Below are 21,141 nucleotides of genomic sequence, written 5' to 3' on the forward strand. Positions count from 1 at the left end.
ATACTCTTTTAATTGCAAAAAAACATTACGGCTTAATGAAATTTAATTTAGAGATAGCTTAAGGGAAAAGGCTGAGAACACAGCCTCTTATACCAATCCTGCCAAAATTTGCAGACACACAAGAGCAAAAAAACCAGCTACAACATCATCAATCATGATCCCAAAGCCACCAGAGACTTTAGAGTCTAGCCATTTAATCGGCCAAGGTTTGATAATGTCAAAAAAACGGAACAAGGCAAAACCAATCGCTAACCACGCCCAACCAGCAGGCGCGGCTATCATAGTGATCAAGAGCCCTGCCACTTCATCCCATACAATGGCTCCATGATCATGCACCCCCATATCATTGGATGCTTTGCCACAGATATAAATACCAGCAATAGTGGCGATAACGGTTACCAATAAATAAATAGGCAAGGAAAACTGACTGAGTATTAAATACAAAGGAATAGCAGCTAAAGTACCAAAAGTACCTGGTGCTTTAGCTGCTAAACCCGAGCCAAACCCTAAAGCTAAAAAATGAATAGGGTTCGTTAAGCTTAACTTTTTAACGTTTTTATCTTGAGTGAAAACAGCCATTAAAAGTGTTTAAATCCTTGCTTTACTGGATGATAATTTAATTTGCCTTGCTTAAATGTCAGCTCAGAGCCTGAGGTGATTTGTCCGATCTTGGTAAACTTTACACCCGCCTGTTTTAACGAAGTGATAAGTGAGCTTTCGTCATTATCCGAAACAGTAAATAACAATTCGTAATCCTCTCCACCTGAAATTGCATACTCAATAGCATGCTCTTTACCCACAGTATCAATCAACGCTTCTGATAATGGTAGAGTATCAACATCAATTCGAGCGCCAGTGCCTGAAGCCTTATTGATATGGTTAAGGTCAGATGCTAACCCGTCAGACAAATCAATTGCAGAACTTGCTATACCACGAATTGCCTGTCCTGCTAACACTCTTGGTGTTGGGCGATAATGACGTTTAAGTAAATAGTCTCGATGCTCTTCATTTTTGGTTTGTAGCTTATCAAGCAATATATCTAAACCTAAAGCAGAATCACCGAGTGTCCCTGTTACGTATATCCAATCACCAATCTTGGCACCACTTCGTGTCATAGCTAATTGCGATGGAACAAGCCCATTAACAGTTAAAGTTAAGCTTTTTGAACCATAAGTTGTATCACCGCCAACCAGTGCAATGCCATAATACTGAGATATTTCACACAAGCCTTTGCAATAAGCTTCAAGCCATGCTTCATCAATATTAGGCAAGGTTAACGCTAATGTCATCCAAGCAGGTTCTGCACCCATAGCGGCAAGATCGGATAGGTTTACTGCCAATGATTTATAGCCTAAATCTTCAGCTGGCATGCTGGGTAAAAAATGGGTACCCTCGACTAATGTGTCACAAGAAATAGCAATGCTATTGCCTTCGGCAGGGTTAACCAAAGCACAGTCATCTCCAATGCCTACAGCAACATCCTTGCGACTAGGGCCTAATTCGGAAAAAAATTTTTCGATAATGTGAAATTCTTTCACAACGACTTCCATTGATCTTGATAAGTTAAAAAATGATTAATCACAACTTGCATTTTTATTGTGATCTTCTTGATTGCAAAGAGGTATTAATCATAGACAAAAAAAACGGTATCGTATGATACCGTTTTAATTTATTTTTGGCTGGCAGCCAGTTTATCTAATACACCGTTAACAAACTTATGACTATCATCAGCACCGAAGGCTTTAGCCAACTCGATACCTTCGTTAATCGCGACTTTGAAAGGTACACTTTTTTGGTAAGTCAGTTCGTAAGCACCTAAGCGAACAATCGCTTTTTCAACAGGTGATACATCTTCAACTTTACGGTCTAGAAAAGGAGCAAAAAGCTCATCTAAAGCTGCTGCTTTTGTCGCAACTCCTGAGAGCAGCTCTCTGAAATAGCTCACATCAACACCTTTAACATCTTGCTCAGTTAAAAATTGATGCTCTACATCGGCAATATTATTACCGCTTAACTGCCAAGAATAAATGGCTTGAACCGCAAGACGACGTGCTTTGCGGCGTTCAGAAGGCTTCATGGGGTTTCCTATTACAATTGTTGCTCTTGGATATTCTCAATTTCGCTACTAAGGCAACTAACGTTGAATTAGATGCCTCGGCAATCATTAATCAAGAAGATTTTCCAAATCGTCTAAAACATTAACCATTTCCAGCAAACCTAGAGCAGCTTCGCCACCTTTGTTGCCCGCTTTGGTTCCTGAGCGTTCAATTGCTTGCTCGATAGTATCGGTGGTAATAACACCAAATGAAACGGGTGTATCAAACTCTAGAGATACTTGAGCTAATCCTTTATTACATTCACCAGCAACAAAATCAAAATGCGGAGTACCACCTCGAATAACGGCACCTAATGCAATGATACCATCAAACTTACCACTGGCTGCTACACGACGTGCCGCAAGTGGCAACTCATATGCACCTGGCACACGAACTACAGTGATGTTGTCATCGCTGACGTTGCCAAAACGCTTCAGGGTGTCAATAGCACCACTCAACAAGCTCTCAACTACAAAGCTATTAAAACGTGATACAACGATTGCCACCTTGGCATCTTTAGCTTCAATCTTACCTTCAACTAGGTTCATTAAATTACCTTTGACGTATTCGACGGGCTGAAAATTGGCGCAATTGTACCATAACTCCAACCCGAGTTTTCAAATTAAAATTTATTATTCTGACACATACTCAGTGACTTCTAACCCAAAGCCAGAGAGAGAATGGTAGCGCTTAGGCGAGCTTAATAAGCGCATTTTGCTAACGCCCAATTGAGCTAATATTTGCGAGCCTACACCCACTCGGCGTGATGTACCTTCCCACTTAGCTGCCGGTGGTAATTTACCTTTATCTTCCAGTTCAAAGGCTTTTACTTTTTCAAGTAAGTCGCTACCAGATTCATGATTACCTAGCAGAACTAATACACCGTTTTCCTGTGCAATTCGCTCCATAGCTTTGTCTAATGGCCAGCTACGACTTTGATTGCGCTCAGAGTAAAGCAAATCGTTAAAGGTATTTTGTAAGTGAACACGCACTAAGGTATTGTCAGTAATTTCACCTTTTACCAGCGCAAAGTGAGGTTGATTATCAATGGTGTCGCGGAACGTCACCATTTTAAACTCACCAAAACGAGTTGGTAGTTTGCATTCTGACTCGCGCACGACGGTCGTTTCTTTGGTGTTACGGTATTCAATCAAATCCGCAATGGTACCGATTTTAATATCGTGTTTTTGACTGAACACTTCTAGCTCAGGGCGACGAGCCATAGTGCCGTCTTCATTTAGAATTTCAACAATCACACCTGAAGGCTCAAGCCCTGCAAGCCTCGCTAAATCACAGCCAGCTTCAGTATGGCCTGCGCGAACTAATACGCCACCTTCTTGTGCCATCAATGGGAAAATATGACCCGGCTGAACCAAGTCAGATGCTTTTGCATTTTTTGCTACTGCCGCTTGAACCGTTACAGCACGATCATGAGCAGAAATACCAGTGGTTACCCCACGGGCTGCTTCAATAGAAACAGTAAAGTTTGTTGCAAACTGTGCATTATTATTGCTCACCATTAATGGCAAGTTTAACTGTTCACAACGTGCTCTTGTCATGGTTTGACAGATCAAGCCACGGCCGTAAGTTGCCATGAAGTTAATGGCTTCAGGAGTCACAAGTTCTGCGGCCATGATTAGGTCGCCCTCGTTCTCTCTGTCTTCATCGTCCATCAAGATAACCATTTTACCTAATCGAATATCTTCAATGATTTCTTCTATGCTGTGTAACGCCATGTTAAGACCTTTACTTCATTAGATTTTTTTGAGTGGGTTCAACGCATAAATCCAGCTTTGGCTAGAGTTTCTATGGTTAAACCGGATTCAGTTTGAGTTTCTGTAGATGCTTGCATCAATCGCTCTAAGTAGCGGGCAATCTGATCTACCTCAATATTAACTTTATCGCCTGCTTGTAAATCGATAAGTGTTGTTTCATCGGCAGTATGAGGCACTATGGTTAGCCTAAATTTTGCACCTTGCACTTCATTTACCGTCAAGCTAACACCGTCAATAGTGATTGAACCTTTATGTGCAATATATCTTGCCAACTCGCTTGGAGCTTGAAGCCAAAACTCAATGGCTTTACCACGATTCTCACGTTTAACAACATGAGCGATACCATCGACATGGCCTGAAACCATATGTCCACCAAGTCGTGTTGTTGGTGTTACTGCTTTTTCTAAATTGAGCTTTTCACCCACTTGGTAACGGTCAAAGCCTGTTAACGCCACTGTTTCGGCAGATACATCCGCAACATAACCGTTCGAATTTAATGACACCACAGTCAAACAAACACCGTTAGTTGCAATACTGTCACCTAATTTTACATCCGAAAGATCAAGCTTGCCGCTTAATACGGTAAGCCTAATATCATCACTATTACGGTCTATATGTTTAATGTGGCCTACGGCCTCGATAATTCCGGTAAACATAGTTCTCACTACTCATTTATCCCCTCAAATAAAGTGGAAGATTGGGGATTGGTGATAAATGTGTCTCGATTAATTCAGCTTAAATCGCATTCTCAAGTCTTGCCCTAGTTGCACTCGTTCTAATAAATTCAACGATGGCAATTCCGACATTATCTGAAAATCAGGTAGCTGCATCATACTTCTTCCGCAACTTCCTAGTATTTTAGGTGCTTGATATAAATATAACTCATCAGCTAACTGCTCTTTGATAAAACTGCCAATTAAGGTCGCTCCAGCTTCAATCATTACGCTATTGCAGCTTTGGCCAAGAAAATCCATTAATGCAGTTAAGCACACACGTCCGTTTTGTTCAGGCAGAACCTCATATTGGACATGGCTTGGCAGCTTATCTTTAAAATCTTGCGGGTACTCTTGTGTCGAAACTAATAATACTGGCGAGGTTATATTGAGCAACTTCGCTGTTAAAGGCATACGACAATGTGAATCAAGTACTACTCGCATAGGTTGCTTAATATCGGCACCTGTTAAATCTTGAGCTAGCAGTCCTAACTCACTATGACGAACATTAAGGCCACAATCATCTTCAAGTACGGTATTAATACCTGTGATCACAGCACAATGCTTTAAGCGTAATTTTTGTACATCTTGACGAGACTCAGTACCAGTGATCCATTTTGACACACCATTTGATAATGCTGTTTTTCCGTCTAAGCTTGCAGCGACTTTAAGGGTTACCCAAGGTCGTCCAACTTCCATTCTTTTCATGAATCCTAAGTTCAAAGCACGAGACTGTTCTGCATACAGGCCTGAATCGACCTGAATGCCCGCCTCTCTTAGGATTTTGATTCCTCGACCAGAAACTTGAGGATTGGGATCATCTGCAGCAATGACAACTCTGGCAACTTGAGCTTTCACTATAGCTACAGCACACGGGCCTGTTCTACCATAATGACTGCATGGCTCTAAAGTGACATATGCAGTAGCACCTTGAGCTTGTTCTTGCGCTTGATTAAGCGCATGAACTTCGGCATGAGGTTCGCCAGCACGAAGATGGAACCCTTCACCAACGACCATTTCACCTTGAGTGATAACGCAGCCAACATTTGGATTAGGGCGAGTGGTATATTTACCTTTAGCCGCTAGCTGTAAGGCTCTGGTCATCATTTTTCTATCAAAAGTCGACCACATGATATGGAATTCCGGTGAGTATCTTGGGGTTATTTTTCTAACTTAGCGATTGCTTCGCCAAACTCAGACACGTCTTCAAATGCTCGATATACTGATGCAAAGCGAATATAGGCAACTTTATCTAAGATCATCAATTGCTCCATCATTAGATTGCCAATCATTTGAGATTTAATTTCGCGTTCACCTGTAGCTCTTAAAGTCGATTTAATTTTTGCCAAAGCTTGCTCAATCTGCTCTACTGAAACAGGGCGTTTTTCAGCTGCAATGCTCATCCCTCTACGAAGCTTTTCTTCATCAAAAGGCTGGCGACTTCCGTCACTTTTTATAACCTTAGGCATTACAAGCTCAGCACCTTCAAAGGTGGTAAAACGCTCATGGCAACAGGTACATTCACGACGACGCCTAACTTGGTGTCCTTCTGATACCAGACGAGAGTCAATCACTTTCGTATCTGTTTTATTACAAAATGGACAATGCATTGTGCCCCCTGTGTTGCCATGACCAAAAAAAGTGGCCGAAAGGGTTCCCTTTCGGCCACAAGATTTTATCTTATTTCAAGAGCTTCTGCTACTTATGCTTTTTATTTGTAGACAGGAAAGCGACCGCAAAGCTCAAGAACTTGTTGCTTCACACGGTTAATCACATCTTCATTATGAGCATCATCTAGAACATCACAGATCCAATGCGTTAATGTTTGAGCTTCTGCTTCTTTAAATCCACGACGGGTAATTGCTGGTGTACCAATACGAACACCAGAAGTTACAAATGGCGAGCGAGGATCATTAGGCACTGAGTTTTTATTAACAGTGATGTTAGCACTACCTAACGCAGCATCAGCTTCTTTACCTGTTAGTTCGCGCCCAATCAAGTCAACCAGCATTAAGTGGTTTTCAGTTCCACCAGAAACGATTTTGTAACCGCGCTCTAGGAATACTTCCACCATAGCTTTAGCATTCTTAACAACTTGCTGTTGGTAAGCTTTAAACTCTGGTAATAATGCTTCTTTAAAGGCTACCGCTTTACCTGCGATAACGTGCATTAATGGGCCACCTTGACCACCTGGGAATACCGCAGAGTTTAGTTTTTTGTGTAAATCTTCATCTTGTTCAGCTGATAAGATGATACCACCACGAGGACCTGCCAATGTCTTGTGAGTGGTTGAGGTCACAACGTGGGCATGAGGTAATGGGTCTGGATAAACGCCTGCCGCAATTAAGCCAGCAACGTGAGCCATATCGACAAATAAATAAGCGTCAATTTTATCAGCAATTTCACGCATTTTCGCCCAATCAACAATACCTGAATAGGCAGAGAAACCACCAATGATCATTTTAGGCTTATGTTCAACAGCTAATTGCTCAAGCTCTTGATAATCAATTTTACCTGATTCGTCGATACCGTAAGGCACGATATCATACAATTTACCTGAAAAATTTACTGGTGAACCATGAGTTAAATGACCGCCGTGTGCTAGGTTCATACCTAATACTTTGTCACCTGGTTTCAGTAAGGTCATGTATACGGCCGAGTTAGCTTGTGAACCTGAATGTGGCTGTACGTTAGCGTAAACTGCACCAAACAGTTCTTTTACTCGCTCAATGGCCAAAGTTTCAACAACATCTACGTGTTCACAACCACCATAATAACGTTTACCTGGATAACCTTCTGCGTACTTATTAGTTAATACAGAACCTTGTGCTTCCATCACTCGAGCACTGGTGTAGTTTTCCGAAGCAATTAATTCAATGTGTTCTTCTTGACGTACTTTTTCTTTTTGCATCGCTTGAGCCAATTCTGGATCAAAATCAGCGATTGTTATGTCATGTTGTTGCATTATTTTCTCCGAAAAAAATAACGTAAGTGTGGGTGTAGGTTTAAATTTTTATTTTGGGCGGCATTTTACTCTTTCATGTAACATAATCCCAGTAAATTAAACCGTTTTTTCACACTGTTTTCTATTGAGAACATTCAACTCTATTCTTCATTGATAACAATAATCTCATTCAGTCGAAGTATTAATAGTGCTAAAAAGATCTTCAACGATGTTTGAACTATTACCATAGAATTACGAAATAAAAGTTAATATCGATCTTAATTGATACAACAAGTATTAGACAACGCAGGAGTTCATAAACCTTGTATTATTTAACCTGAGCTCTGTATAAAGAAATCAGCACTTTTCTAATTTTACAAATAAAATATAAATTCAATCTACAGTGCGGCTAATTTTGTGTAGTTCAAGGCTGAGCAGTTCGTAATAGCCAGCCTATTTCGAGCTGTTCTAACGCAGAAATACGCATAAGTAGCTGTGCTGTAGAGGTTTGCTTATGCAGAGCTCAGGTTATTTAGTCATAAACTATCTATTGGGCTTCTGACTTTTCACTGGTATTGATTTAGATAAAAAGTGTCAATTCGGCCTTCGGGTTTAAGTTTTCCTAGGATTACAATACAATTTAATTCACTTTACTCCTATTTTAGAAATAACCAATGGCACAATTCGTATATAGCATGTTGCGTGTGGGCAAGGTTGTTCCACCCAAAAAGCAAATCCTTAAAGACATTTCTTTAAGCTTTTATCCGGGCGCCAAAATCGGTGTTCTTGGTCTAAACGGCTCAGGTAAATCTACTTTACTTCGTATTATGGCGGGCATTGATACCGAAATTGAAGGTGAAGCTCGTCCAATGCCTGGGCTTAAGATTGGTTACCTTCCTCAAGAACCTAAGCTTGATGAAAACAAAACAGTTCGTGAAACCATTGAAGAAGCCGTATCAGAAGCGAAAAATGCGCTAACTCGCCTTGATGAAGTGTATGCCGCTTATGCCGAGCCTGATGCCGACTTTGATGCGTTAGCAAAAGAACAAGGCGAACTTGAAGCGATTATTCAATCTCAAGATGCTCATAATCTTGATGTGATTTTAGACAGAGCAGCAAATGCACTTCGCCTTCCAGATTGGGATGAAAAAATCGAGGTGTTATCGGGTGGTGAGCGTCGTCGAGTGGCGATTTGTCGTCTTCTGCTTGAAAAGCCAGAAATGCTGCTTCTTGACGAACCAACCAACCACTTAGATGCAGAATCGGTAGCTTGGCTTGAGAACTTCCTGCACGAATATTCTGGTACTGTTGTGGCGATTACCCACGACCGTTATTTCTTGGATAATGCCGCAGGCTGGATTTTAGAACTTGACCGTGGTGAAGGTATCCCATGGGAAGGCAACTACACTTCGTGGCTTGAACAAAAAGATGTACGTTTGAAGCAAGAATCTTCAGCAGAAAGTGCTCGTCAAAAAACCATTGCTAAAGAATTAGAATGGGTTCGCCAAGGCTCTAAAGGTCGTCAGTCTAAAGGTAAGGCGCGTATGGCTCGCTTTGAAGAGCTGAACACCAACGATTACCAGAAGCGTAATGAGACCAACGAGCTGTTTATTCCACCTGGTCCACGTTTAGGTGACAAGGTTATTGAAGTCAATAATCTGACTAAATCCTATGGCGACCGTGTCCTGATTGACAACCTTTCATTCAGCGTACCGAAAGGCGCTATCGTCGGTATTATCGGTGCTAACGGTGCGGGTAAATCTACCCTATTCCGTATGCTTTCAGGCTCTGAGCAACCAGATAGCGGAAGTGTCGAGCTAGGTGAAACGGTTCAACTGGCTTCAGTTGAGCAGTTCCGTGACTCAATGAATGATACCAACACCATTTGGGAAGAAATCTCTGGTGGGCAGGATATTATTCGTATCAACAATATGGAAATTCCAAGCCGTGCTTACGTGGGTCGTTTCAACTTTAAAGGTGGTGATCAGCAGAAAATCATTGGCAGCTTATCCGGTGGTGAGCGTAATCGAGTTCACTTAGCCAAGCTACTTCAAGCAGGCGGCAACGTATTGCTACTCGATGAACCAACCAACGACCTTGACGTTGAAACCTTGCGTGCACTTGAAGAAGCCATCGTCGAATTCCCGGGTTGCGCTATGGTGATCTCGCATGACCGCTGGTTCTTAGACCGTATTTGTACCCATATCCTTGATTACCGTGATGAAGGCCAAGTGAACTTCTACGAAGGTAACTACACTGAATATTCTGCATGGCTTAAAGAGCATTTGGGAACTGATGTGATTGAACCACATAGACTGAAATACAAACGTATTAGCAAGTAATTCAGATATATCAACAGAGGCCTAAGTGCCTCTGTTTTTTTAGGGACATCATGAATATTTTTGTCAGCGATATTTGGGGCATAACTCCCTATCTTCAAAATCTCGTATATGAAGTTAGCCCGGAAACCGTAATCCACGATCCTTATGATGGTCAGTTACTAACCTTTGAAAATGAGCAACAGGCATACTGCCACTTTATGGAACACTCAGGGATAGATTCGTATACGAAATCGCTTACCAAATTATTGAGTGAGTTAAAGTCTCCTGTTAACTTGATTGGATTCAGTGCTGGCGCATCAGCCATTTGGAATATTACGGATAGTGTTAATCAAGATAAAATTCAAAATGCGATTTGTTTCTATGGTGGGCAAATTAGGCATGCTTTGGACATAACCCCTAAATTTAAAACCATTCATATTATGCCAACTAAAGAAATGCATTTTGATTTAGCAACTGTTTTAGATAAGCTCAACACCAAATCCAATACTGATGTTATCCAAACGGAATATTTACATGGTTTTATGAATCAATGCTCACCTAACTTTTCTCAAAAGGGATATCAAGAATACCTAACATTCATTAAGGAGCGTATGTGAAGAAAATTGCAATTTTTGTCGATGTTCAAAATATTTACTACACCACAAGAGAAGCTTTTGGTCGCCAATTCAACTATCGTAAATTTTGGACTCAACTTAGTGAGCAAGGCGATATAACCATAGCAAACGCATATGCCATTGCGAGAGATGATGATGGTCAAATTAAGTTTCAGGACGCACTAAGACATATTGGATTTGATGTAAAACTCAAACCCTTTATTCAACGTGCAGATGGCTCTGCAAAAGGAGATTGGGATGTCGGTATAACCATAGATGTGCTAGAATCAGCCCCAGAAGTTGACGAAGTTGTTTTACTTTCTGGTGACGGAGACTTCAGCCTTTTACTCTCCAAAATATCTTCTAAGTACAATATCCAGACTAAGGTTTTTGGTGTACCATCTTTGACGGCTAAATCCCTGATTGATTCTTGTAATGAATATATAGAAATCAATAACTCACTCCTAAGGTAGCACTAGAAACACATGCACAATTTGAGTCAAACCTTTCACTTCCCAGTCCAGATTTATTACGAAGATACCGATTTTTCAGGTGTCGTGTATCATCCTAATTTCTTAAAATACTTTGAAAGAGCGAGAGAGCATGTGATCGGGGCAGCGCGATTAAAGCAACTGTGGGAACAAGAACAACTGGGCTTTGCCGTTTATAAAAGTGAAATGACTTGCCAAGAAGGTGTTGAATTTAGTGATATCATCGATGTAAGAACTCAATTTTTCATCGAAAGCCAGTACCGCACCGTCTGGCATCAAGAAATTTACCGCCCAAATGCGACTAAACCAGCGGTGATAGCTAAAATTGAAATGGTGTGTATGAACACCAAAAGACAGCTAACCGCTATGCCAGATACATTGATGGCCGAGTTAACTCAGCAATTCTAGTTTTACTGAGTTCGCCCCACTTTAATTCAAGTTCAAAAGGTTTTAGGGGTTCAGAATAAAATTTACCTTGGATTTTATTTACTCCCATTCTTAAGAGTAGCTCTCGAACCTTTTTGCTTTCAACACCTTCAACGGTCACATCTAACCCTAGCTTTTTAGGCAAGCTAATACTGGTTTCAAGGATAAAAAGTGAAGCCTTGTCATTAAAGATATCCTCTAAAAAGGAACGATCCACTTTCACTTCATCAATGGGGAGTCTTTTTAAATAGGCAAGTGAGGAATGACCAGTTCCAAAATCATCAATGGCAATCGAAATTCCTAAATCACGTAATGAATGTAGTGTTTCAGTGGCTTTTAGAGTATCTTCCATCAAACTGCTTTCCGTCAGCTCTATGCTTAAACACTCACCTGGTAAATTGTGTCTTTTTAAGGCTGATTCAATGTCCTTAACCAAATTGTCAGAACACAAATCAGAAGAAGACATATTTACACCTACTTGAGTATATAACCCTGCGCTGCGCCATAACACCTGCTGTTCCAGTACTTTCTCCAATACCCATTGGCTAACGATATCTATCATCCCCGCTTGTTCAGCCAACGGAATAAATTCCGAAGGAGAGATAAAGCCAATATCTGAATGTTCCCACCGGATCAAAGCCTCCACTTGTGAAAAACCACTGCAAGGTAATGACTCTTTAGGTTGATATACTATGTACATTTGGTCTTTTTTTAAGGCTTTTGGAATCGCAGCAATAATCGCGATTTCACGATCTTGTATTCGGTCATCACCAGCTTGATAACTTGAAAAGAGCAACGGGCTAGTTACAGATTTTTTTAAAGCAAGATCTAATCTTTTCAGCATGGTACTAACATCAGAGTGATGTTCTTCTAACCCTAAAACCGCCATTTTTAACTTTACAGTAATGGGGGTATTGTTGATTCTTATCGGTGCTTGTAACTGCTGCTGTAGTTCAAGTAACTCTTCGATTGGATAATAGTGCTCAAAATACAAAAAAAACTCAGCGCCACTCATTCTTGCCATTAGCTTAGGACGCCTTGGCATAGTTTTTAGTCTGTCTGTAAACCGCTGTAAAAGTTGATCGCCTAACGAAAAACCAAACATATTATTTACGAACCTAAAACGATGAATATCGAGTAAAACAAAGTACCCTTTTTTCACTGGCATTTGCATCGCTAAACGACTTTTTAAGCCTATACGATTCATCAAACCTGTTAGTTTATCGAGGCCTGTTGGGGGTGGAATAACTTTTAAGAAATTGTCAATTGCGGAGTAAAGTATTCTATAACGTAGGGGGACATCGTACATTTTTAATGGCGTACGATGCTCAATTTGTTGTGCTATTTTACTTGAAAGCTTACTAATGAACTCATCTTCAAGATTAGATTCTCTGTACTTGCTATATAACACCCAGCAAAGCATCACTAACGCTATGGCTAGAGTTGTAGATATCCCTAAAATTAACACGCCTATTATCCTTATTGGTCGCTGATTTTTTTATTATTTATGTGTTGCGCAAACTTTGTTCAATAAAATATGGCTCTAAACCCCTTAAATGACAAGTCGTTTTCTTAGAAAATTATCGATTTCCTCCTGAATATTTGGTTACTCGCAATGACATAAATCAAAAACCTAGTAATTTTGTCGGATTAATTTGCATACTACTGGCTGGATTAAGTAAAATACGCTCCCTCCCGCAAGTGGCGGTGTTGTTACTAGAAAATTTGAGAGTATTTATGTTTACACCTGAGCTATTGTCTCCTGCAGGCACCCTTAAAAATATGCGTTACGCTTTTGCCTATGGTGCAGATGCTGTATATGCTGGTCAGCCTCGTTATAGCTTACGAGTGCGCAACAACGACTTTAAGCTTGAAAACCTGAAAACAGGAATTGACGAAGCTCATGAGCTAGGCAAAAAACTGTACGTTGTAAGTAACATTGCCCCACATAATGCCAAACTAAAAACTTACATCCGCGATATGGAACCTGTGGTTTCTATGAAGCCAGATGCACTAATCATGTCCGATCCAGGTCTTATCATGATGGTTCGTGAAGCGTTTCCCGATCAAGAAGTTCATCTATCTGTGCAAGCAAATGCTATCAACTGGGCTTCAGTTAAGTTTTGGGAACAGCAAGGCATCAAGCGTGTGATCTTGTCTCGTGAGTTATCACTAGATGAAATTGAAGAAATCCGTCAACGCTGTCCAGATATCGAATTAGAAGTGTTTGTTCATGGCGCACTTTGCATGGCTTACTCTGGCCGTTGCTTACTTTCGGGTTACATGAATAAACGAGATCCTAACCAAGGTACTTGTACCAATGCTTGTCGTTGGAAGTACGATGCTCATGAAGCCAAAGAAAATGATAGTGGCGATGTTGTAGCGGTAAACCCTAACGGTAATGGCGTTCAAATTGAAACCCCAACCTTAGGTGAAGGAGCTCCTACTGATAATATTTATCTGCTTGAAGAAGCCAATCGCCCTGGTGAGTATATGCCTACATTTGAAGATGAGCATGGCACCTACATCATGAACTCAAAAGACTTACGTGCAATTCAACACGTTGAGCGACTTACTAAAATTGGTGTGGACTCATTAAAAATTGAAGGCCGTACTAAATCTTTCTATTACGTTGCTCGCACAGCTCAGCTATATAAACAAGCGATTGCAGATGCCGTAGCAGGTAAAGAGTTTAATCCGAGTTTAATGCGTCAGTTAGAAGGTTTGGCTCACCGTGGCTATACCGAAGGTTTCCTTCGTCGCCATGTTCATGATGAATATCAAAATTACGATTATGGTTATTCAGTCAGCGATACCCAGCAATTCTGTGGTGAACTTACAGGTGTTCGCAACAATGCTGGTCTTGCTGAAATAGATGTAAAAAACAAGTTCTCAGTCGGCGATAGTGTTGAGCTAATGACTCCGCAAGGCAATATGAACCTTAAAATTGAAGGCCTTGAGAACCGTAAAGGTGAAGCAGTAGAATCAGGTAAAGGTAATGGTCACATTGTGTATCTTGATGTACCTAACGAAGTGGATCTAAACAAAGGCATTTTGCTGCGTAACTTGCAAAGTGGGCAAGATACTCGTAATCCACAAGCTGAAAAGCAAGCCACTGTTTAGGCTTCCTCTGTAGTCAAAACTTAAGGCACTCATCGAGTGCCTTTTTTATTAAAAAGTGTTAATTAAAAGCACATGAATAGGTAATCATTGTCTAATTACTACTTGATATAGTGCTTTGAAATAAACCACTACAAAGCCAGTAAAATGTCATTTCTAAAACGTGTATTCCCACTATTGTTTTTGCTTTTATACTCAGCGTTTTCATATCCTGTTTTAGCATCAGACCGGACTAGGGATGTGTTCACCAAACAAATGCACTTCAACAATAACTTTGCCCAAAATCCACCTGAGAATGGAATGGAGCTTTGTAAAGAAGCAAACCTCGCCAGTTATAAAACTTGTATGCCAATCTTTGTTTACGGTGCTAATGATAAATTAGAGGCTCACATCGTATTTGGTATTCACGCAGGAAAAGTACACATTCAAAACAATGATGGTGTTTTATATTTCTCTCGACGATTTTTCATCCCAGAATTTGCAAAAGTGGTAAACCCAAAAACTCATAAACTACTTTTTTTAGGCTTTCTTCATAACAAACAAGGCATTATTTGTAATGATATTCAATGCCGACGTTGGAAGTGATGAGTGAGAAAATTGTTAAAGTGTATAGCATAGCTCTTTCATCAAACCTGATTTTATTATGGCTATTTCAATAAACTCATAAAGGTATCGATATGCAAAAATCAGCACTGTTAATATGCCTAACCCTATTGAGCTTTAATTCATTTCCTGCAGACAATATTCTTACTCCGCAGAACTTAGTGAATAACTTTTCTCTACACAGCATCACATCGACAACTGGAGCTGAAACCTGCAATAACGAACAAAAATCAGATCCCAACATCAAAACCTGCACCCCAATACAAAATGCGAGTAATGATATTCTTACTACTACTTGGAACGTTACTTCACCAGAGCCAGATCATATGACGTTGGATATTACCCCACAGTCGGAAAAAACATTCGGCAATGATAAAGTAGTAGAGGAAGTATCTGCAGTTGTTCTCGATAAAACGATAAACAAGCAGATATTTTCAGGCCCAATAAAAAACTGGATGGGACTCATATGTGATACTAGCCATTGTTCAGACTGGCAATAAATCCTATTAGATTTGGTTTACGGCTTGCAACGATAAACGTGTGTTATTAATTGTGTTACGCAAAATCGACTTTTATAGTAAAATACCGCTTTTCAAGGTAATCAATAGTAACCACGCTTGGTTGGTGCATATTCTCTGAAACCCTTGCTGTAACTAATTTTTTGTAGGAATATCAACAACGTGGCATTACTTATTAATGACAAATGTATCAACTGTGATATGTGTGAGCCTGAGTGCCCTAATGAAGCAATCACGTTTGGGGAAGAGATCTACGAGATCGATCCCGACCTTTGTACAGAATGCGTTGGTCACTACGATAAACCTACCTGTATTTCAGTTTGCCCGATTGATTGCATTGACCCCGATCCAAACCGAGAAGAGTCTGAAGATGAGCTTTTAGTTAAGTTCGGTATTTTGACAGGTAAAATAAAACTGGATTGATTTTATCTCTCTTGCAGTATTTACTAAATAATCAAGACTTTTTGATACTATCTAATTCCTCTAACTTAGCCGCTATTTTGTGATTATAATCACAAAATAATATGACAGAATAAAACAACATACTCCTCCCGACTTCCTCCTAAAATTGACCACCTAAAGGCTTTCTTTATGAAAAAAAGCTTCGTTGTGGGATTTGACATTTTACTGTATGCATTATTATTCAATACTCTTCCGTTTGAGCCACTGTTAGCTAAGGGGTTTAGTGAATTTATCTTTATCGCTATTCTGTGGCTGACTGAAGCGATTCCTATCAGTATTACAGCATTACTGGTGCCGTTGTGTGCAGCCGTCAGTGGGATATTCCCTCTAAAACAGGCTTTATCGAATTTTTCATCTCCAGTAATTTTTCTTTTTCTCGCGGGTTTTTCACTAGCTGCTTGCTTAAAAAAGCAAGGGTTAGACTTAGTGTTGGCCGATAAAGTCATTTTGTTGGCTAAGGGAAAACTACTCAATGCCGTCTTCTTGATTTTTATATTCACGGCTTTTATGTCGATGTGGATGTCAAACACAGCTACCGTTGCAGTTATGACTCCTTTAGCTCTGAATTTGATTGAAAGAAGCACCAAAACGCCCTCAACTAAACTTTATGTCTTTACCTTACTCGGCTTAGCTTATTCATCCAGTGCAGGCGGTGTTGCTACGTTAGTCGGTAGTCCTCCCAATGCCATTGTGGCTAATGAAATGCATTTGGGTTTTATGGATTGGATCTGGTATGGATTACCGGCTGCAACGCTTTTGCTCCCATTGGTTTTAGGAATACTTTGGCTGTGCATTAAGCCTGATCTTAATCATGAGTTTGATTTTTCTCCTCAACCATTTGAATTTACTCGCTCCCGTCAACTAACTATTTTAATTGCGCTAGCCACGATTGTACTTTGGATTTTTTCCAAACCTTTATCGGCCTTACTCGGTGGCATAAAACATATTGATGTCGTCATTGCACTTTTCTCCATTGGCATGATGGGTATTTTTCGAGTTGCAGATTGGAAGGACATAGAAAAAGAAACTGAATGGGGGGTATTAATATTGTTCGGCGGAGGTTTGGGGCTATCTGCCGTTTTAAGAGTAACTGGTGTCAGTGATTATATCGCAGGCTCAGTGAGCGCTTATCTAATTGGAACAACACATTGGGTTGTTTTTTCTGCGGTAGCCTTATTGGTTGTGTCATTGACAGCGCTCTCAAGTAATACGGCTAGCGCTGCCATTTTAATTCCAATATTCACTCCCGTCGCCAAAGCGATGGGAGTAAACCCTATGATCATGGCCGCCATGATTGGCGTCGCGGCTTCATGCGCCTTTATGCTACCCATTTCAACCCCACCTAATGCCATTGTATTTGCAACAGGCAAAGTTCCGATGAACAAAATGATGCTGTATGGACTGCTGATAAGTTTAAGTAGCATTATCTTGTTACTGCTTCTAGCTGAATTCGTCTGGAGGTTCATATGAAGCACGCTTTCTCAAAGACAATTGATCCAATTGAGGAATGATTATGAAAAAAACAATCTCAGCCGTATGTACAACCATTTTTCTTCTAGCCGGGCATTGTGGATTGGCACAAGCTAAAACATCGACGAACACCTCTGCTCCAAATGTTTCAGTGTTTGATTCTGCAATTTATCGTGACTTATTTGGCACACCAAAAATGCGCGCTATCTTCTCGGATGAAAACCAAATTAAAAACTGGTTACTTTATGAGAGAGTCTTAGCGAATGCTCAGGCAAAGTATGGTGTCATACCTAAAGCCAACGCTAAAAAAATTCAGCAGGCTGCGCAGTATAAAAACATCAATATAGAGGCTTTACGTGCCGGCACGAATAAAGTAGGTCGGCCTATTAAAACACTCATTAAACTGGTGAATAAAAAGGGCGGTCGAGCTGTCAGTAATTACCTGCACTGGGGAAGCACAACTCAAGATGTGATGGATACTGCCACAGTGTTAGAAGTCAGGGATGCTTTAAAACTCCTCGATAAACAACTGGCTGATGTTATTAAGCTTACTGCACAGTTATCGGAGAAATATAAACGAACAGTTATGGCGGCAAGAACTAATGGTCAACAAGCCACCCCAACCTCTTTCGGTTTTCGCATGGCCACTTATATGGTTGAGTTTTATCACCATAGGCAGCGCATTGCCGAGCTTTTACCTCGAGTTTCCATTGGCCAATCTACAGGAGCGGTAGGTACCTTAGCCGCTACTGGGCCTAAAGGGTTAAAAGTCGAAGCCGAAGTTAATAAACAGCTTAATTTAAACGTTCCGATAATTCCTTGGAACGCAAGCAGAGACCACTTTGCAGAAACCCTTGCGGTAGTTGGCCTGATTAATGGCACTCTTAGCCGTCTTGCTACTGACATTAATAACTGGTCTCGCATCGAAGTTGGGGAAATAAAAGAAGGCGAAGGTGGTGCAAGTAGTACCATGCCTCAAAAGAAAAACCCTAGAGCATCTGAGTTTATGAGCGGCCTCGCCAGAATGGCAAGAGTCAGAATGTCTGGCATTCTAGAAATCACGGATCACGCTGATACTCGAACGGGTTCACCATGGATTGCTGAGTGGTCTCTTATCCCTGAAATGTTCTTAATCACGTCTGAATCGCTAGATAGAGCAGAAAGAATGTTTTCGAAACTTAAAGTGTACCCAGAACGAATGAAACGCAACCTCGATTTATCTCAAGGTTATTCAATGTCTCAAGCTGTCATGCAATTTTTAGCGGTAAAAATTGGTCGAGCGAAAGCTTACAAAATGGTTAAAGCTGCGATAAAAAAAGCCAAACCCAATCAAACATTTCGTCAAGTGATCTTATCTAATCCAGAACTCAAGAAGAATATCGGCAACAACTTAGACCGGATACTTAATCCCGAAAACTATCTTGGTGCAGCACCTGAGATGGTGGATAGAGCCGTAAGGACAGTAACAAAAGGAATTTGATTGCTTTTAACCAACTGACATAAGAAGTTTGTTATGACTATCAATAAAAAAATGCTAATGAGCATAGTTTGCATTGAGCTGCTAGCGAGTCATGTAGCCTTTGCTCATTCTAGAAATGATGAAATCAATCAATTAAAACAACGCATATCGAAACTTGAAAAGAGCGCCACAAAGATAAAAACCACTGGAGGTGGGTTACGAATATCTAATAAAAATTCTGGTTCAAGTTTTAAAATCAACGGTCGCTTTCACCTCGATTACGATAACTTTGATGGCGCTTATAATGGGATGAACGAAGGAAAACGTGCCAGCGATTTGTTTATTCGACGGGCTCGAATTGGTATATCTGGCAATATGAATCCTATCTGGAGTTACAAGTTCACACTTGCTTTTGGTGGTGGAAGTCGCTCAGGAACCAACAGAGAAGACGGACGAATTCAAAATGCCATCCTTAGCTATAACGGCTTCAAAAAAATAGGCGGGCCACAAATTCAAGTTGGTAAAATAAAAGAAGACACCACACTTGAAGCCACCACCAGCAGCAATTACATCACGACGATTTCTCGCTCAACTATCGTCAATGCTGTCTCTCCTTTTTTCAACTGGGGCTTACGCGTAAACCAAAACTTTAAGTCATACGGACTTCGTTACGCTGTTGGTATGTATCAAGCTGCTGATGGCTCGAGTAATGGTCGAGAAGATGGCAACGGTAAAAACCTTTGGGCATTTACCGGCCGTGCTAATTTCGCACCAATAGCAACAAAAGATAAAGTTGTTCATTTCGGTGTTTGGGGATCGTACCGAGACAATGGTGATGCCAACTTTAGAAATCGTGCTCGAGGTGAAATCCGAAATACTAATATTAGACTGCTGGACTCTAGAATGGGTGGTCAAGATGTTGCGGTTAAAAACATTACAGAGGGAGGGATAGAATTCGCAGGTGTCTATGGGCCACTCTCGCTTCAATCAGAATATATCAAACGCAATGCCGACACGGTTGATTCAGCCGATTCTGAGCCAAAGCTTTCAGGCTATTATGTCACTGGTAGCTACTTTATCACGGGGGAATCTCGATATTATGATCAAGCTAAAGGGGTATTTTCACAGCCTAAAGGGGTTCGACATGCACTTGAGGCTTATGTCAGATTCAGTAACGCAGACAGCAAATTCGATAACGCTGAGCTGGATAACGAATCTCAAGGAACTGAGGTTGAAGTATTAACTTTAGGTATGAATTATTACGTTAATCCACAAATCAGGGTCATGTTCAATTATCTAGACACTAAGGTTTCAGGAAACAGTGATGCTTTAACTGCCTTAACAAACTCCGAAGATAAAGGCAAAGGGATTGTAGCTCGAGTGCAGTACCTATTCTAAAACACGATCAGTACTGATGAGCAGCAGTAAATTCAGCATTTGGTAGTTATAACTTCTATTTCTACAGAATTATCTGCTGTTCCAACACTATATTGAACGAAGCAACCTGTATTTTGTGGTTGTATTCCATTTGGTGCCTTACCTGATAATTCGCCAAAAGTGACATTTAATTTACCAGTTCCATTGTATACCAAATCATATATAGTATTATCGGCTCCTGTTCCATTTCCATACCCTTTAATATCATGATCCAAAAGCTTCAAAATCCCATTGCCATTTTGGTACGGATACTGGTTTATAAACCTTATTTGTGTCCCATCAATATCAACAAAACCGCTATACTCCTTGCCAATCCCTTGCATTACAGCCTTTGCATGCGCCATTTCTGCCGCACTTTTCATAGAAGCCGCTAATCCATTCAAAGTCGCAATTCTTGCATCTCGTTTAAAGTCCATAAATTTAGGCAGCGCAACAACGCTTATGATTCCTAAGATCACAATAACCATTACCAACTCTATTAGAGTAAAGCCTTTTTCTGCTCGGTTAACCGCAATTTTTAAATCAAACATCATTCTTAATCCATTCTAGAAAATGTAAAGCCATAAGCCCGTTAGTTAGAATGATATAGAATATTTACTCCACACCAAAGCACAAAAGAAAAATTTCTTAATTTGTGATTTTAAAACACACCTAATCAATAGCGTGATAACGAGTCAAATTTTCATAAAAAG

At 40.4% G+C, this 21,141-nt stretch carries 22 protein-coding genes; 11 read left to right on the plus strand and 11 right to left on the minus strand.

Going from position 1 to position 21,141, the window contains the following annotated elements; genetic code table 11:
* Window positions 1-87: 87 nt before the first annotated feature.
* The 9 genes from AC1EU0_RS00215 to glyA all read right to left on the minus strand — a co-directional run bounded on the left by AC1EU0_RS00215 (window position 88) and on the right by glyA (window position 7,549).
* The gene (locus AC1EU0_RS00215; RefSeq protein ID WP_480299874.1) at window positions 88-579 is read right to left on the minus strand and encodes a phosphatidylglycerophosphatase A family protein; all 492 of its coding nucleotides are present in this window, start codon (window positions 577-579) and stop codon (window positions 88-90) included.
* On the minus strand, window positions 579-1,538 hold the full coding sequence (gene thiL, locus AC1EU0_RS00220; RefSeq protein WP_480299875.1) for a thiamine-phosphate kinase: 960 nt from the start codon (window positions 1,536-1,538) through the stop codon (window positions 579-581). Before thiL ends, AC1EU0_RS00215 begins: the two co-directional genes overlap by 1 nt.
* 131 nt (window positions 1,539-1,669) lie before the next feature.
* Window positions 1,670-2,077, minus strand: coding sequence for a transcription antitermination factor NusB (gene nusB, locus AC1EU0_RS00225; RefSeq protein WP_480299876.1), 408 nt, complete (start codon window positions 2,075-2,077; stop codon window positions 1,670-1,672).
* Window positions 2,078-2,164: 87 nt separating this feature from the next.
* Window positions 2,165-2,644, minus strand: a complete 480-nt coding sequence (gene ribH, locus AC1EU0_RS00230; RefSeq protein WP_480299877.1) for a 6,7-dimethyl-8-ribityllumazine synthase — start codon at window positions 2,642-2,644, stop codon at window positions 2,165-2,167.
* An 84-nt stretch (window positions 2,645-2,728) separates the two neighbouring features.
* A complete protein-coding gene (gene ribBA / locus AC1EU0_RS00235; RefSeq protein WP_480299878.1) occupies window positions 2,729-3,832 on the minus strand; it encodes a bifunctional 3,4-dihydroxy-2-butanone-4-phosphate synthase/GTP cyclohydrolase II in 1,104 nt (367 codons plus the stop codon).
* Between the two features lie 38 nt (window positions 3,833-3,870).
* A complete protein-coding gene (locus AC1EU0_RS00240; RefSeq protein ID WP_480299879.1) occupies window positions 3,871-4,527 on the minus strand; it encodes a riboflavin synthase in 657 nt (218 codons plus the stop codon).
* A 69-nt stretch (window positions 4,528-4,596) separates the two neighbouring features.
* Window positions 4,597-5,715, minus strand: coding sequence for a bifunctional diaminohydroxyphosphoribosylaminopyrimidine deaminase/5-amino-6-(5-phosphoribosylamino)uracil reductase RibD (gene ribD, locus AC1EU0_RS00245; RefSeq protein WP_480299880.1), 1,119 nt, complete (start codon window positions 5,713-5,715; stop codon window positions 4,597-4,599).
* A gap of 29 nt (window positions 5,716-5,744) precedes the next feature.
* A complete protein-coding gene (nrdR, locus tag AC1EU0_RS00250) occupies window positions 5,745-6,194 on the minus strand; it encodes a transcriptional regulator NrdR (protein WP_480299881.1) in 450 nt (149 codons plus the stop codon).
* Window positions 6,195-6,295: 101 nt separating this feature from the next.
* The gene (glyA, locus tag AC1EU0_RS00255; RefSeq protein ID WP_480299882.1) at window positions 6,296-7,549 is read right to left on the minus strand and encodes a serine hydroxymethyltransferase; all 1,254 of its coding nucleotides are present in this window, start codon (window positions 7,547-7,549) and stop codon (window positions 6,296-6,298) included.
* 653 nt (window positions 7,550-8,202) lie between these two features.
* On the opposite strand from glyA, the gene ettA reads away from it, so the two are divergent.
* Genes ettA through AC1EU0_RS00275 form a run of 4 tightly spaced genes read left to right on the plus strand, consistent with a single transcriptional unit; the run spans window position 8,203 to window position 11,362 of the window.
* Window positions 8,203-9,870, plus strand: a complete 1,668-nt coding sequence (gene ettA, locus AC1EU0_RS00260; RefSeq protein WP_480299883.1) for an energy-dependent translational throttle protein EttA — start codon at window positions 8,203-8,205, stop codon at window positions 9,868-9,870.
* 50 nt (window positions 9,871-9,920) lie between these two features.
* Window positions 9,921-10,466, plus strand: a complete 546-nt coding sequence (locus AC1EU0_RS00265; protein ID WP_480299884.1) for a hypothetical protein — start codon at window positions 9,921-9,923, stop codon at window positions 10,464-10,466.
* A complete protein-coding gene (locus AC1EU0_RS00270) occupies window positions 10,463-10,936 on the plus strand; it encodes an NYN domain-containing protein (protein ID WP_480299885.1) in 474 nt (157 codons plus the stop codon). Before AC1EU0_RS00265 ends, AC1EU0_RS00270 begins: the two co-directional genes overlap by 4 nt.
* A 12-nt stretch (window positions 10,937-10,948) precedes the next feature.
* Complete coding sequence (locus AC1EU0_RS00275; protein WP_480299886.1) at window positions 10,949-11,362, plus strand: thioesterase family protein; 414 nt, start codon at window positions 10,949-10,951, stop codon at window positions 11,360-11,362.
* On the opposite strand, the gene AC1EU0_RS00280 is transcribed toward AC1EU0_RS00275, so the two are convergent.
* A complete protein-coding gene (locus AC1EU0_RS00280) occupies window positions 11,319-12,848 on the minus strand; it encodes a putative bifunctional diguanylate cyclase/phosphodiesterase (RefSeq protein WP_480299887.1) in 1,530 nt (509 codons plus the stop codon). The genes AC1EU0_RS00275 and AC1EU0_RS00280 overlap by 44 nt on opposite strands.
* A 269-nt stretch (window positions 12,849-13,117) precedes the next feature.
* Between AC1EU0_RS00280 and trhP the strand changes: the two genes are divergently transcribed.
* From trhP to AC1EU0_RS00315, 7 genes are all read left to right on the plus strand, one after another.
* Window positions 13,118-14,503, plus strand: a complete 1,386-nt coding sequence (gene trhP, locus AC1EU0_RS00285) for a prephenate-dependent tRNA uridine(34) hydroxylase TrhP (RefSeq protein ID WP_480299888.1) — start codon at window positions 13,118-13,120, stop codon at window positions 14,501-14,503.
* A 144-nt stretch (window positions 14,504-14,647) separates the two neighbouring features.
* Complete coding sequence (locus tag AC1EU0_RS00290) at window positions 14,648-15,085, plus strand: hypothetical protein (RefSeq protein ID WP_480299889.1); 438 nt, start codon at window positions 14,648-14,650, stop codon at window positions 15,083-15,085.
* 92 nt (window positions 15,086-15,177) lie between these two features.
* Window positions 15,178-15,603: a hypothetical protein gene (locus tag AC1EU0_RS00295; protein WP_480299890.1), complete on the plus strand. Its 426-nt coding sequence runs from the start codon at window positions 15,178-15,180 to the stop codon at window positions 15,601-15,603.
* Window positions 15,604-15,783: 180 nt separating this feature from the next.
* Window positions 15,784-16,044 carry a YfhL family 4Fe-4S dicluster ferredoxin gene (locus AC1EU0_RS00300; RefSeq protein WP_480299891.1) on the plus strand — a complete coding sequence of 87 codons (261 nt, stop codon included), beginning with the start codon at window positions 15,784-15,786 and terminating at the stop codon, window positions 16,042-16,044.
* A gap of 168 nt (window positions 16,045-16,212) precedes the next feature.
* Entirely contained in the window at window positions 16,213-17,553 is a 1,341-nt protein-coding gene (locus AC1EU0_RS00305; RefSeq protein WP_480299892.1) for an SLC13 family permease, read from the plus strand.
* A 43-nt stretch (window positions 17,554-17,596) separates the two neighbouring features.
* The gene (locus AC1EU0_RS00310) at window positions 17,597-19,033 is read left to right on the plus strand and encodes a class-II fumarase/aspartase family protein (protein WP_480299893.1); all 1,437 of its coding nucleotides are present in this window, start codon (window positions 17,597-17,599) and stop codon (window positions 19,031-19,033) included.
* A gap of 33 nt (window positions 19,034-19,066) precedes the next feature.
* Complete coding sequence (locus AC1EU0_RS00315) at window positions 19,067-20,410, plus strand: OprO/OprP family phosphate-selective porin (protein ID WP_480299894.1); 1,344 nt, start codon at window positions 19,067-19,069, stop codon at window positions 20,408-20,410.
* Between the two features lie 32 nt (window positions 20,411-20,442).
* Here AC1EU0_RS00315 and AC1EU0_RS00320 read toward each other — a convergent pair whose 3' ends face one another.
* On the minus strand, window positions 20,443-20,982 hold the full coding sequence (locus tag AC1EU0_RS00320) for a prepilin-type N-terminal cleavage/methylation domain-containing protein (RefSeq protein WP_480299895.1): 540 nt from the start codon (window positions 20,980-20,982) through the stop codon (window positions 20,443-20,445).
* Between the last annotated feature and the right edge of the window lie 159 nt (window positions 20,983-21,141).

The organism is Parashewanella sp. 2210YD4-3, from assembly GCF_056591735.1.

Excerpts from the sequence above, each read along its gene's own strand:
- AC1EU0_RS00215 (WP_480299874.1), bottom strand. The coding sequence starts at position 579 with ATGGCTGTTTTCACTCAAGATAAAAACGTTAAAAAGTTAAGCTTAACG.
- nusB (WP_480299876.1), bottom strand. The coding sequence starts at position 2,077 with ATGAAGCCTTCTGAACGCCGCAAAGCACGTCGTCTTGCGGTTCAAGCC.
- ribH (WP_480299877.1), bottom strand. The coding sequence starts at position 2,644 with ATGAACCTAGTTGAAGGTAAGATTGAAGCTAAAGATGCCAAGGTGGCA.
- ribBA (WP_480299878.1), bottom strand. The coding sequence starts at position 3,832 with ATGGCGTTACACAGCATAGAAGAAATCATTGAAGATATTCGATTAGGT.
- AC1EU0_RS00240 (WP_480299879.1), bottom strand. The coding sequence starts at position 4,527 with ATGTTTACCGGAATTATCGAGGCCGTAGGCCACATTAAACATATAGAC.
- ribD (WP_480299880.1), bottom strand. The coding sequence starts at position 5,715 with ATGTGGTCGACTTTTGATAGAAAAATGATGACCAGAGCCTTACAGCTA.
- nrdR (WP_480299881.1), bottom strand. The coding sequence starts at position 6,194 with ATGCATTGTCCATTTTGTAATAAAACAGATACGAAAGTGATTGACTCT.
- glyA (WP_480299882.1), bottom strand. The coding sequence starts at position 7,549 with ATGCAACAACATGACATAACAATCGCTGATTTTGATCCAGAATTGGCT.
- ettA (WP_480299883.1), top strand. The coding sequence starts at position 8,203 with ATGGCACAATTCGTATATAGCATGTTGCGTGTGGGCAAGGTTGTTCCA.
- AC1EU0_RS00265 (WP_480299884.1), top strand. The coding sequence starts at position 9,921 with ATGAATATTTTTGTCAGCGATATTTGGGGCATAACTCCCTATCTTCAA.
- AC1EU0_RS00275 (WP_480299886.1), top strand. The coding sequence starts at position 10,949 with ATGCACAATTTGAGTCAAACCTTTCACTTCCCAGTCCAGATTTATTAC.
- trhP (WP_480299888.1), top strand. The coding sequence starts at position 13,118 with ATGTTTACACCTGAGCTATTGTCTCCTGCAGGCACCCTTAAAAATATG.
- AC1EU0_RS00290 (WP_480299889.1), top strand. The coding sequence starts at position 14,648 with ATGTCATTTCTAAAACGTGTATTCCCACTATTGTTTTTGCTTTTATAC.
- AC1EU0_RS00295 (WP_480299890.1), top strand. The coding sequence starts at position 15,178 with ATGCAAAAATCAGCACTGTTAATATGCCTAACCCTATTGAGCTTTAAT.
- AC1EU0_RS00305 (WP_480299892.1), top strand. The coding sequence starts at position 16,213 with ATGAAAAAAAGCTTCGTTGTGGGATTTGACATTTTACTGTATGCATTA.
- AC1EU0_RS00310 (WP_480299893.1), top strand. The coding sequence starts at position 17,597 with ATGAAAAAAACAATCTCAGCCGTATGTACAACCATTTTTCTTCTAGCC.
- AC1EU0_RS00315 (WP_480299894.1), top strand. The coding sequence starts at position 19,067 with ATGACTATCAATAAAAAAATGCTAATGAGCATAGTTTGCATTGAGCTG.
- AC1EU0_RS00320 (WP_480299895.1), bottom strand. The coding sequence starts at position 20,982 with ATGATGTTTGATTTAAAAATTGCGGTTAACCGAGCAGAAAAAGGCTTT.